Below are 12896 nucleotides of genomic sequence, written 5' to 3'. Positions count from 1 at the left end.
ACGAGATGACCACCGTCACCCCGATCCTCACCGGAGTGGCCGACCACATCGGACACTATGCCGACGCACTGGCAGTATCTGGCAGCAGCACAATGATTTTCGTCTCCGGAACGCCTGGGGTGCGCCAAGACGGCACACTGCCTGAGGACTTCACCGACGAAGCCCGCCAGTGCTGGACCAATGTCGAAGACGCGCTCGGCAAGGCCGGCGCCAAGCTCACCGACATCGTCTACATGCGGCAATGGGTGAGCAGCCGTGACAACGCGTCCGCCTACCTGGCCGTGAGCCAAGAGTTGATCCGTCACCGACCCGCCGCCATGTTCAGCATCATCGATGGGCTGGTGTGGCCCAACATCCGCGTCGAAGTCGAAGTCATCGCCTTCCTGCCGACATGAGCGAGCACCGCCGTGCGGAACGGATTCCGCGATGACGTTGCGCGAGGCGGCACCGACAAGCCGCGCGATGATGGTTGCGGTGATGGTATCGATGGTCGCGTTGCTCGACTCCACGGTGATCAATCTGGCTTTGCCGGCCATCGAGCACGACCTGGGCGGTGGTCTGGCGTTGCAGCAATGGATCGTCGACGGTTACCTGTTGGCGATGGCGGCCGCGATTCTGCCCGGCGGGTCCATCTCGGACCTGGTCGGACGCGTACCGGTGATCCGGATCGGGCTGTTGGCTTTTGGGGCGGGCTCGGTTCTGGCGGCGGTCGCCACCTCGCCGGCGATGCTGATCGCCGCGCGCCTCGTCCAGGGTCTGGGTGCCGCGTTCCTCGTGCCGGGCTCCCTGGCCCTGATCAACACGGTGTTCGATAAAGCACACCAGTCCGCGGCGATCGGCGTCTGGACAGGCTGGACGGGAACCGCCTTTGCGTTGGGCCCTTTGCTGGGCGGAATGTCTGTAGATTTCCTGGGCTGGCGTTGGATTTTCGTGTTGTCAGCGATCCCCATGGCCGTCGGATATGCGCTTACGTTCTGGCTGTGCCCGATGTCGGGGCGGGTCGAAGGTGCCCGGGTCGACATCGCCGGGGTAGGCCTATCGGCCGCAGGGCTGTCTGCGACCGTGTATGCGCTGATTGAGGCGCAACGCGATGGCTTGACCGATCCTTTGGTCCTCGGCTTGTTGGCGATCGGGATGGCCGCATTAGCCGGCTTCGTGAGCTGGCAGCACCGCGCTAAGTCGCCGATGCTTCCGTTGCCGCTGTTCACCTTTCGAAACTTCGCTGCTGCCAATCTGGTCACCGCCCTCGTCTATGGCGCGTTGACGCTGGGATCGCTGGCCATCGCCCTCTACACCCAGGAAATCGGCGGATACTCAGCCACCGCAGCCGGTTTGGCGACCCTGCCGATTCCGATGGTGTCGTTTGTGTTCGCCCGGCATGTCGGTCGCATCGCCGCGCGGGTGGGACCACGCAAGTTCCTGATCGCGGGCCCGGCATTGGCAGGGATCGGGTTGCTCCTAATCCGTCCGAAACCCTCTGATTTCCATGCGATTACCGACCTGGTCCCCGGGATGACCGTGCTGGCTATCGGGCTGGTCGCGACTGTCACACCGCTGACGTCGGTGACGCTGGCCTCGGTGCCGACCGAATACAGCGGCCTGGCGTCGGCAATCAACAACGCCGTCTCACGGCTCGCCACGCTGCTGTCGATCGGGTCCATCGGGCTGATCAGCGTTGGCGTCGCGAGCGCGACCGGATTCGCTCACGTGTTGCAGGTGAGCGCGGCACTATTCGGACTAGGCGCGTTAGGTGCCGCGCTGTCGATAACCAATCCGCCCGCCGGGTACCAACCTGTGCCCTGCGATATCGCGGCGTTGTGTCGCGACCGGCCCGGTGTGCAACCTGCCCTCGCTGGCAGTCCCTCGGCTGCGAGGTGAAAACTGCTGTCGCAATGTGCCACCCCGGGAATCATCTCGGCCGCTATGGCGTTTGCGCTGCGGTGGCGTGGTCGACGATTTGTCTTAATATCAGCCCATCGGGCATCCGGGGGCGGGGGGCACTCAATTGCTGACACTTCTCAAGCGAGGCTGGGTTGCGGTGGTCGTGGTCGTGGCACTGATCATCGGCGGCATCGCAGTCGACCGACTCCACGACGTCTTCCCAGGACCCGGCCTGGCCAAGCCAGATCCCCGGGATGCGACGCCGCCGTATGCGGCTAAGACCGCCGTCTACGAAATCTTTGGACCGCCCGGAACGACCGGCGTCGTCAACTGGATGGACGCGGAGTCGCTACCGCAAAAGGCGGACTTCACCACCTTGCCGTGGTCGACGACGATCGTCGCGGAGATGCCCGGTATCTTCGCCTACGTTGTCGCCCAAGGGGACAGCCCCACCATTGGCTGCCGGATCACCGTCGACGGCAAATTGGTCGATCAACAGCAGGTCAACACCCGCGATGCTCAGGTTTCCTGCTTGGACAAGTCCGCATGACGAGCGACGCACGCGACGCTGACGACACCGCCGAAATCCCCGTCGCCCAGCCGTACGAGCTTGAGCGCCGGCCGCGCCTGGCCCGCACCATTCGCGTCCTGGCGCTGCCGATCGTCGTGGTCTGGGTGCTGATCGCGATCGGGGTGAATGTCTTCGTCCCGCAGTTGGAGAAGGTTGCCGAGGAGATCTCCGTCCCGCTCTCGCCGTCAGACGCACCATCGGTAACCGGGATGAAACACATCGGCGAGAAGTTCAAGGAGTACGACTCCGACAACCTCGTCCTGGTCACCCTGGTCGGTGACAAACCGCTCGGCCCGGACGCCCACCGGTTCTACGACGACCTGGTCAAAAAGATCCAGGCCGACCACGAACACGTCGAGCATGCGCTGAACTTCTGGGGGCAGCGATTCACGTCCTCAGGTGTGGAGAGCTACGACCATAAGGCTGCCTACGTCCAGGTCAACCTCAAAGGCGATCAGGGTGGGGCGATCGGCGACGCATCCGTTGCCGCGGTGCGCAAGATCGTCGCGGACTCCAAGCCGCCCGCCGGCGTCAAGGCCTACGTCGCGGGCCAGGGAGCGCTGACCGCCGACGTGATCGTTGTCGGTGACAAGAGCCTGGCCAAGATCACCATCATCACGGTCGTCATCATCGCGCTCATGCTGATGTTCGTTTACCGGTCCATCAGCACCGTGTTGCTGACCATGGTGATCCTCTTCGTGGGACTCGCGGCCGGCCGCGGCGTGGTATCGCTGCTGGGCGAAACCGGCGTCATGGGGTTGTCGACCTTCGCCGTGAACCTGCTGACCTCCCTCGCGATCGCGGCGGGCACCGACTACGCGATTTTCATGGTCGGCCGCTACCAGGAGGGCCGTGAACGCGGTCTGGACCGTGAGGCCGCCTATTACGACACCTTCGCCGGTGTCAGCAAGGTGGTCCTGGGCTCCGGTCTGACCATCGTCGGGGCGCTGGCCTGCTTGAAGTTCACCCGGCTGCCCTACTTCAGTTCGCTGGCGTTCCCGTGCGCGGTGGGACTGCTGGTCGTGGTGGCGGCTGGGGTCACGCTGACGCCCGCTCTCATTGCAGTCGCCAGTGGCTTCGGCCTTTTGGACCCCAAGCGCAAGTTCAACTACACCCGCTGGCGCCGCCTGGCGACGGCCATCGTGCGCTGGCCGGCGCCCATCCTCGCGACCTCCGTCATCCTGGCGATCGTCGGCGCCCTTGGTCTCGCGGGCTTCACCCCGCGTTACAACGACCTGTACTACTTGCCGAAGAGCGCGGCCTCGGTGCAGGCGTACGACGCGGCCGATCGGCACTTCACCCAGGCCCGCCTGAACCCGGACCTGCTGATGATCGAATCGGACCACGATCTGCGCAATCCCCGAGACATGCTGGTGTTGGACAAGGTTGCCAGTGCCATTTTCCGGGTGCCGGGCATCGAACGGGTGCAGAGCATCACCAGACCGCTCGGCCCACCAATCGAAGACGGGTCCATTCCATTCCAGCTGAGTGTGCAAACCGCGCCGATCCGCGACAACCTCAATTATTTGAGGGATCGCGTCGGCGACATCAAGAAGATCACCGGGTTCCTCGACACCCAGATCTCTCTGCTGGAACGCCAGTACGCGATCACCCAGAAGCTCGCCGACGCCGCCGACGACAGCTCGAAAACCACCGCGGAGACGGCAAAGATCACGGACGAGATCCGGGACCACATCGCGGATTTCGACGACTTCTGGAGGCCGATTCGCAGCTACTTCTACTGGGAGAAGCACTGCTACGACATCCCGATCTGCTGGTCGTTACGGTCGCTGTTCGACGCGCTGGACGGATTCGATCAGCTGGCCGAAAAGTTCCACGCCCTCACGACCGACCTCACCAACACGGCCAGCGCCACCCGCGAATTGCTGGCGATCATTCCGGAGAACATCGCCGTCTCGAAGTCGATCCGGGATACCACGCTGACCATTTACAGCTCGTTCAACAGTCTGATCGACCAGTTCGACCGGCTGACCGACACCAATGCCGTGATGGGCAAATCGTTCAACGATGCTCGGGTGGAAAGCCTGTTTTACCTGCCGCCCGAGATCTTCCAGAACCCGGACTTCCAATTCGGGCTGAGCCTGATGGTGTCGCCCGACGGAAAGGCCGCGCGCTTCATCATCACTCACGCCGTGGACCCGGCGACCGCGGAAGGTATCAAGTCCGTCGAGCAAGAGCGCAACGCGGCCAAGGAGGCGCTGAAGCTCACCTCGCTAGAGAACGCCGACATCTACCTCGGCGGCACCGCCGCAACATTCCACGACATCGCCACTGGTGCCTGGTATGACCTGCTGATCGCCGCGGCGGCGTCGATCGTGCTGATCTTCATCATCATGGTGATCGTCACCCGCGCACTGGTAGCAGCGGGCGTCATCGTCGGCACGATCGTGCTGTCGCTAGGCGCAGCGTTCGGATTCTCGACATTGATTTGGCAGCACTTGGGCCACTTCCAGTTGCACTGGGTGGCAACGGAATTCGCGTTGATCGTGCTTTTAGCGGTGGGGTCCGATTACAACCTGATGCTGGTGTCCCGAATCGAGGAGGAAATCGGGGCCGGCCTGAACACCGGGCTCATCCGCGGCGTCGGCGTGACGGGCCCGGTGGTGTCCGCTGCCGGTGTGGTTTTCGCCGTCACGATGGCCGCGATGCTCTCCAGCGATCTGCGGGCGATCGGTCAGTTCGGGTCCACGATCGGTATCGGTCTGATGTTCGACACGTTCGTCGTCCGCACGCTCATCACGCCATCGATCATGACGGTGATGGGACGTTGGTTCTGGTGGCCGAAGCGGGTACGCGTGCGCCCGGCCAGCCAGATGCTTCGGTCCCTCGGCCCGCGTCCGTTGGTTCGCGCACTGTTGCACCAACCGCGGCACTCGGCTCCGCCGATGCATTCGGAATAGTCCACCCCGTCAATTTGTAATTGTGCCGCGCTGACAACAACTCTTTTCCATAGCTTGGTTAACGAATTCGCGAGCGACGCCATTGAATTTGGTTGGATTGCACGCCACGGAGTGGGGGTTTCGCGCGTACTCTGACCGTTATGGTCAAGACCAAGGCCTGCGTGCACTGCGGGCACACGTTCCATCCAGCCGAGCGACCGCGCGACGTTTCTGATCCGGAATGGCTTCCGACGGCTTCCGCCTATTGTTCGCATGAATGCAGTGACCGATACCATTGCGAAATGGGGCATCACTGCTCCACCCATGCGAAGGAAAAGGCTCAGCGCGAGGGCGCCAAAGTGGCACGGGCTCGGCAAGAAGCAATACTTCGCTGACTGGTTGTCGAACCATCCGCGTACCCTGAATCTGTTGTGCCACTGAGGCATTAGGGGCCGGCGCTCCAGACGTGGTTCTGTGTCGCCGCACTTAGCTTAGTCGTTCATCGCACGATATTCATTGCGGCACAGATCTTTTCGCCTTTCATGTTCTCGGCCGTCCGTGCGTGGGTCCATGGCGAGCCACGATCACGGAGGATTTGGCCCGGTTAACTACCGCAGCACCGACCGATCCCAGCAACCTGCCACTGAACCAGCCGCAACCGTGGCTACCGACCACAACCAATTGCGCGCGTTCGGATGCGGCGATCAGCCAACGTGCCGGGTCGCCAATCTCGATTCTGCGACGGATGCCCACCTCGGGGTAGCGCTCGTGCCAGCCCGCCAGCCGCTCGGCGAGAGTCTCCTCTTCCTGGGATAGCTCAGCGTCCCAGTTGGCGTCCTGGATCAACTCCCTGGAACGGGCAGAACGGGGATCCATCCACGCGTGTAGCGCCGTCAGGCCGACACCTCGCCGCGAGGCCTGCTCGAACGCAATAGCAGTCGCCGCTTCCGAGGCCGGTGAGCCGTCGATGCCCACCAGCACCGGCGCCGGTGCGACATTGGCCGCGATGGCGTGGTCGTCGCGGATTACAGCGACCGGGCAATGCGCGTGGTGGACCAATGCCGAACTCACGGAGCCCAGGAAACCGTGTGCCACCGTGCGGCCATGTCCCCGCCAACCAACCACGACCATCTCGGCGTCTTTGGAAAGGTCGACGAGCGCCGGGACGGCGGCCGAATGACATAACTTGCTCTCGATCTGGAGTGAACCGCCGGCACTCTCTTCGACGACATTGATCGCTGCCTCGATGAGATGGTGCGCCCGCTGTTTTTGCGAATGCCGGGGGCCTGCCGGCCCGGCGAACTCCAACCACTCCGGTAACGGCGTGTCGAAGGCGTGAACCAGCGTGAGGCGCACATTCCGTAGTGCCGCATCGTGGGCCGCCCACCGAACAGCACCGAGTGCCGCTGCGGAGCCGTCGACGCCTACGAGAATCGCTCCATGTGGTGATTGCCGCATTTCGGTTCTTCTCTCTCGGCCCCACCGACAGGATCACTTGTGGAGGCGTTGGTCGTCAGGGCCGAAAAGATCCAAGCCTCAGGACTAAAGGCACCCACGCCGTGGACACTGAGATCGTGCGTCCTTCACCCCAGGCCCGCAGTTGACGAAACGTGCCGGCAAATCGATCCGTAAGGCCGTTGGCCTCGGAATTGTCGCGCTGGCATTCGTTGCGGCGTGCTCGCATGGCGAGCCAGCACACCACCCGCTGAGTAGCGCAGGGCAGGCAACGCAGGCACCAGACGCGGCCCCCGCAGCTGATTTCTCAAAAATCTCCGAGCTGATCAACGATTCGATCGCGGCAAACAGACTGCCCGGTGCGGTAGCGGTGATCGGGCACGACGGCAAGGTCGCCTTTCATCAGGCTTACGGCTCGCGCAAGCTTGCGGACGAACCCGGGCTGGACGGGTTGCCCACACCCGCGGAGCCGATGACTGAGGACACGATCTTCGACCTGGCGTCGCTGACGAAGAGCCTGGCAACGGCGACTGCCGTCATGCAGCTGTACGAACAAGGCCAGGTTGCGTTCGACGATTCGGTGGAGCACTACTTACCTGACTTCAATACCGCGAGCAATCCTCGGCGCGCTCAAGTGACCGTGCGCATGTTGCTCACACACACGTCGGGCCTACCGGGCGACGTCAATCTGGGAGATCCATGGGGACTGGATGGAGCCGACAAAGCAGAGGGCATTCACCGCGCGCTCACCACACCGCTGGAGTCTGGCCCCGGCGAGCGTTTTGCTTATTCAGACATCAACTTCATTCTGCTGGGGGCGCTGATCGAGAAGGTCACAGGTGAAGACCTGGATGTCTACGTCCAGCGCCATGTCTTCGCGCCGCTCGGCATGACAGATACCCGCTACCTTCCCGTCGCGAAAGCATGCGGTCCGCACACGACGATAGGTTCCGCAATCGCCTGGGCTCCGGCGCCGCCCCCCAAAACGTCGGACCCTTGTCCTGCCGGTACCTGGGACGTCGATCTACTGCCGCGCATCGCACCGACAGCACGTGACGAAGAAGGGCGAGCCGATTCCGGCAGAAATCCCGATCTCGATCATCTACTTCGGGGCACCGTGCAGGACACGACTGCCCGGCGCATGGGTGGGGTCGCAGGGCATGCCGGCTTGTTCTCGACGGCACGCGATGTGAGTATCTTCGCCCAGGCGCTACTCGATCGGCTCGCGGGCCGTCCGAGTGAATTTCCGTTGCTGCAACCGACTTTGGAGATGATGACAAGTCCGCAGCAGCCGGGGCGCAGCCCACAACAACTCGAGGCAGCTAATGCCGCCGCCCGGGCGGCTGGACCGAATACGACGAATCCGCTTCTCGCTGCGCACTATCCGACGATCGCGGGTGAAAACCTGCGCGGCTTCGGCTGGGATATCGATACGACCGACTCCACGGCGCGCGGCGCGATCTTCCCTATCGGAAGCTTTGGCCATACCGGCTTTACCGGAACCTCGGTTTGGATGGACCCCGGATCCGATACCTATATCGTTCTGCTGTCGAATTCGATCCATGTGCGAGGCAGTCCGCCGATGTCGAAGCTGCGGGGCGAGGTTGCGACGGCCGCGGCGCGCGCCCTGCACCTTTGAGGGGGCTCGAAGCGGTTCGCCGCCACGCTATTGGCGCCAGATCGACTCAGCCCAGTAGACCGGTGGTCAACATCGTCCGCAGCGCTTTTCGGGCGAGCTTGCCGCTGGGCAACGTGGGTATTTGGTCGCTGGTCGCGACGGCCCAGCGTGTCGGTACTTTGTAGCTGGACAACTGATTTCGTGCGCGCGCCGCCAAGGATGGGACATCGATCTTCGCGTTCGCCGCTACGACGACGGCGCACACCTCTTCGCCGCGCTCGGGGTCGTCGACGCCGACGACGACGCACTGTGCGACGTCATCGAATTCCTCGATGACCGCCTCGACCTCGAGCGGAGAGACATTGGCGCCCGCCGATTTGATCAGCTCACTGGTCCGTCCGACGTAGAACAAGCGCGGGTCGTTCTCCCGGCGGTAGACGCGGTCCCCGGTGTGATACCAGCCGTCTGCGTCGAAGGTTTCCCACCGCTCGCGCTTGTTATAGCCGACCATTGTGCCGATCCCACGGACCAGGAGTTCGCCGGTGGACCCTACCGGAACGGGTGCACCCTGCTCGTCCACGATGCTCATCTCGGTGCATACGAAACCACCGGCGGTCTCAGACATGGTGCGGTGTACGGGAAATCCGTCCGGCACGTCGATCATCGCTAAGTCCAGCGGACCATCCCGCAACATCGGCGCGCTGCTCAGATCGCGACTGGCGAAGGTCGGGTGCTCGCGCAAACGCTGGGTGAAGGCGGGCCACCCGACGATACCCGTTGCGCGTTCGCGTTCCACAAGATTCAACGCCGTGCCCGCGTCGAGCCGCGCCATCACCAGAAGCGTCACAGGTTCGTGCAAAGCGCCCGTCGCGGCGAGCAAGCCGCCGATCCAAAAGAACGGCATCGCACAGAGGATTTTGGTCGGGGACGCCGGCCCGGTGAGCGCTCGTATGGCGCTCGCCCACGTCGAGGTCTGCCGGACCACGGTGCCGTGGGTATGCAGAACACCCTTGGGATCCGCGGTGGATCCCGAGGTGTGCACCATGATGGCCAGATCGGCGGGCGACACTTCACCTTCTGCCGCGGCCAGCACCGCATCCGCGACACCCGCGGCGGTATCCCCATCCCAGCGGGTCGCCCATTCCCGTTCGGGCTCGCCGGTTATCACGATGCGACGCAGGTACGGCGCCGCCGGTAGTGCTAGACTTCCGGCCTGCTGATCGGACAGCTGGGGCAGCGCGGCTTCCAACTGTGCGGCGACGTCGATGTCGAGGACCTGGCTGGGGGCAACCAATAGCCCAATATCAGCCAGCCGCAATACTTTTGCGATCTCGGCCGGAGTGTACATGGTGCTCATCGGGACGGCCACAGCGCCGATTCGTGAGACAGCAAGCCACCAAATGATCCACTCCACGCCGTTGGGGAAGAACAGTCCCACCCGGCTGCCCTTGCCGACGCCTTCTTGTAGCAGCCGGCGCGCGATATGCGCCGAGCGCTTGTCTGCCTGCTCGTATGTGAGTCGCTCCGTCGGTGTGACCACGTACGTCTCCCGGCCGAACAGGTGAACGCTGTGCGCGAGGAGCGTGGGGATGGTGAGTGGTCGAGGTTGGGTCACACCGGGTCCTATCCAGCAGCGGGGGCAACCCAATTAAAGGCGATCGATCGCTGAGTCCAAAGACGGCTTCCCGGGGTTAGCTTCGCGGTGGCGACCCCCGGCAGCCCCTGAGCTTCGTATGGTGTTCATCGTGGACACCGACATACCTGGCCGCTGCGACGGCGGCGGTGCGCCGGTCAACCGTCGTCGGCTGCTCCAGCTGGCCGGTGGAGCTGGAGCACTGGCGATCGTGAGCGGGTGCTCTCGATCGGTCGTTGAGCCCGTCGTCCCGCTTAGCGCGACTTCTGCTGTGATGTTGTGTCGCGATGCGTGGGGTGCCCGGCCCGCCCTGGCCGGCGGCAGGGCTCACACCATCACCCGAATGACGCTTCACCACGAGGCTGTCGTCCTCGGAGACAACCGCAACGCCCCCGGACGTCTCCGTCAGGACCAGCGCTACCACCAAGACAAGGGATGGGTCGACATCGCTTATCACGTTGGTATCGACCGCGACGGCAACATCTACGAACTGCGGACGCCACAAATCGCCGGTGACACCGCAACGGATTACGACACAACGGGGCACTTCCTGGTTCTCTGTGAGGGAGATTTCGACAAAGAAGCCGTCTCCGAAGCCCAACTTCACGGGGCCGCACTAGCTTTCGCGTGGGCCACGCAAACCTTTCACATCGCCAGCAACACTCTGGCCGGCCACCGTGACCTAGCCCAAACCTCATGCCCGGGTGCAAGCCTGTACGCGCATCTGTCGTCGGGGGACCTCAAACACCGCATCGACGATCTGGTGGCAGCGGGACCGGTGAACCTCCAACGCATTTGTGGGCCGGATGCGGCGGCCACTGTTGCCGCAATCGAAGCGGGCTAATCGCTTTCAGCACGGCGTACGAGGGATCGTCGCGTCGCGGCAGCCGTCGTCGCGCCGGTGCGCAGGTAAGCCGTAGTCTTCCCTCGTGAATGCGATCGACCCGGACAAGCTCGACATTTGCCTGCAGGTGCTGGCCGATGTCGAGGCATTACCACCCGAGCATCCCGATGCCGTTGCGGTGCGCCGGGCCACCGCGGGCATATTCAAGTCAGTCAGGAAGGCGCGCCGTGCCGCCAAGCGCGACGCAGTGGCAGCCGCCGACGATGCCGTGACCGCGGCTACCGCCACCGGCGCGCCGGGCCGCATCGACGATGAGACCCGGGGCCTGCCGCTGGTGTCGACCGCGGTGGGTGCCAGTGCCGGCACGTTGCTGCGACCGCGCTCCTGCTACGTGTGCAAGCACCGCTACACCGTGGTCGACGCCTTCTACCATCAGCTCTGCCCCGAGTGCGCCACGCTCAACCGCGTCAAGCGCGATGCCCGCACCGACCTCACCGGTAGGAGGGCCCTGCTCACCGGCGGCCGCGCAAAGATCGGTATGTACATCGCGTTGCGACTGCTCCGTGACGGCGCCCATACGACCATCACCACCCGCTTTCCCAACGACGCCGTGCGCCGGTTCGCGGGGATGCCCGACAGCGCCGACTGGCTGCACCGGCTGCGCATCGTGGGCATCGACCTGCGCGACCCAGCCCAGGTCGTCGCGCTCGCCGACACCGTGGCCGCACAAGGCCCGCTGGACATCCTGATCAACAACGCCGCTCAGACGGTGCGCCGCGCTCCCGGCTCCTACGCCGCGCTCATCGAAGCAGAACGTAGCCCGGCGCCCGAACTCGTCGACGTGATCACGTTCGACCGCGTCAGCGACGCCCATCCCGCCGCACTTGCCGGCAGCCTCGCTGAGCACCAAACTCCGCATGCCGTAACCGAATTGGCCCTTACCGCCCGAAGCGCGTCTCCGGACCGCATCGTCGCGGGCACCGCCATCGACGCCGGTGGCTTGTTGCCCGATACGGCGCCGATCAACAGTTGGACTCAACGCGTGCACGAGGTCGATGCGATGGAACTGCTCGAGGTTCAACTCTGCAATCAGACCGCGCCGTTCATTCTGGTGAGCCGGCTGCGCCCGGCGATGGCCGCGTCACCCGCGCGCCGCAAGTACGTGGTGAATGTGTCTGCGATGGAGGGACAGTTCAGCCGTGCCTACAAGGGACCGGGGCATCCACACACCAACATGGCGAAGGCCGCACTCAACATGCTCACGCGCACCAGCGCCAAGGAGATGCTGGAGCAGGACCGCATTCTCATGACGGCGGTGGATACGGGCTGGATCACCGACGAGCGTCCACACCCGACGAAGCTGCGGCTTGCCGACGAGGGTTTCCATGCCCCGCTCGACCTGGTCGACGGCGCCGCCCGCGTCTACGACCCGATCGTTCGCGGTGAGTCCGGCGAAGATCTGTACGGCTGCTTCCTCAAGGACTACTCGCCCAGCAATTGGTAGCCGCGGACACAGCGGCGCCGCTACTTCCCGCTCGGTTCAGGTTGGCGGTGGTGGCGGAGCGCCCGGAATTGCCCCATTACAGCCGCCGGGTGGGGGCGGGGCCGGAAAAGGTTCGTCGCCGCTGACGCAGTCGTAGTGGTAGGTGTAACTGTCCTCCCACTGATGCCAGTACGACCCGTCGGGGTACTTTGCGCCATCGCAGATATATCCCCACATCCGCGCACCCTCGCACCAGTTCCGGGTGATGTTGGGCAGGTGCGGGTCTGGTGGATCAGCGGTAGCAACGCCAGCAGAAACTATTAACGCTGCCGTACTGCCCATTAGCGCAGCGCCGATACGAGATAATTTGGACTTCATTTGGATTCCTATTCAAAATGTGTGGTTGAGGTCAGGCGTGAAACGCCCTGGTTCTGCCGGAGGCTCGGGCTATTGGATTTCGACCAGGGGTTGGTCGGTCCGTTGTGCATCGTAGAACGCTGCTTCGAACTCA

General features: G+C 63.8%; 9 protein-coding genes. 7 read left to right on the top strand and 2 right to left on the bottom strand.

Translation table 11 applies throughout. The features are described 5' to 3' along the window. Window positions 1-5: 5 nt before the first annotated feature. The 4 genes from AAHS21_RS19110 to AAHS21_RS19095 all read left to right on the top strand — a co-directional run bounded on the left by AAHS21_RS19110 (window position 6) and on the right by AAHS21_RS19095 (window position 5373). Window positions 6-395 (top strand): RidA family protein, encoded by a 390-nt coding sequence (locus tag AAHS21_RS19110; RefSeq protein WP_342929155.1) that lies wholly within the window; start codon window positions 6-8, stop codon window positions 393-395. Between the two features lie 31 nt (window positions 396-426). Further along, a complete protein-coding gene (locus tag AAHS21_RS19105; RefSeq protein WP_342929154.1) occupies window positions 427-1878 on the top strand; it encodes an MFS transporter in 1452 nt (483 codons plus the stop codon). Between the two features lie 130 nt (window positions 1879-2008). Continuing rightward, the gene (locus tag AAHS21_RS19100) at window positions 2009-2431 is read left to right on the top strand and encodes an MmpS family transport accessory protein (protein ID WP_207768518.1); all 423 of its coding nucleotides are present in this window, start codon (window positions 2009-2011) and stop codon (window positions 2429-2431) included. Further along, window positions 2428-5373, top strand: a complete 2946-nt coding sequence (locus tag AAHS21_RS19095; protein ID WP_342929153.1) for an RND family transporter — start codon at window positions 2428-2430, stop codon at window positions 5371-5373. Before AAHS21_RS19100 ends, AAHS21_RS19095 begins: the two co-directional genes overlap by 4 nt. A 519-nt stretch (window positions 5374-5892) precedes the next feature. Here the strand turns inward: AAHS21_RS19095 and AAHS21_RS19090 are convergent. After that, on the bottom strand, window positions 5893-6810 hold the full coding sequence (locus AAHS21_RS19090; protein WP_342929152.1) for a universal stress protein: 918 nt from the start codon (window positions 6808-6810) through the stop codon (window positions 5893-5895). A 247-nt stretch (window positions 6811-7057) separates the two neighbouring features. On the opposite strand from AAHS21_RS19090, the gene AAHS21_RS19085 reads away from it, so the two are divergent. Continuing rightward, window positions 7058-8446, top strand: coding sequence for a serine hydrolase domain-containing protein (locus AAHS21_RS19085; protein WP_342929328.1), 1389 nt, complete (start codon window positions 7058-7060; stop codon window positions 8444-8446). A gap of 46 nt (window positions 8447-8492) precedes the next feature. Here AAHS21_RS19085 and AAHS21_RS19080 read toward each other — a convergent pair whose 3' ends face one another. Continuing rightward, window positions 8493-10040: a class I adenylate-forming enzyme family protein gene (locus AAHS21_RS19080; RefSeq protein ID WP_342929151.1), complete on the bottom strand. Its 1548-nt coding sequence runs from the start codon at window positions 10038-10040 to the stop codon at window positions 8493-8495. A gap of 130 nt (window positions 10041-10170) precedes the next feature. Here AAHS21_RS19080 and AAHS21_RS19075 point away from each other — a divergent pair, with 130 nt between their 5' ends. Together AAHS21_RS19075 and AAHS21_RS19070 are read left to right on the top strand one after the other, a co-directional pair. Then, entirely contained in the window at window positions 10171-10902 is a 732-nt protein-coding gene (locus AAHS21_RS19075; protein WP_342929150.1) for an N-acetylmuramoyl-L-alanine amidase, read from the top strand. An 85-nt stretch (window positions 10903-10987) separates the two neighbouring features. Then, entirely contained in the window at window positions 10988-12406 is a 1419-nt protein-coding gene (locus tag AAHS21_RS19070; protein WP_342929149.1) for an SDR family NAD(P)-dependent oxidoreductase, read from the top strand. Window positions 12407-12896: the final 490 nt, after the last annotated feature.

This window comes from Mycobacterium sp. 050272 (assembly GCF_039023525.1).
Classification (GTDB): domain Bacteria; phylum Actinomycetota; class Actinomycetes; order Mycobacteriales; family Mycobacteriaceae; genus Mycobacterium.
This window is presented reverse-complemented; position numbering and strand designations above follow the sequence as displayed.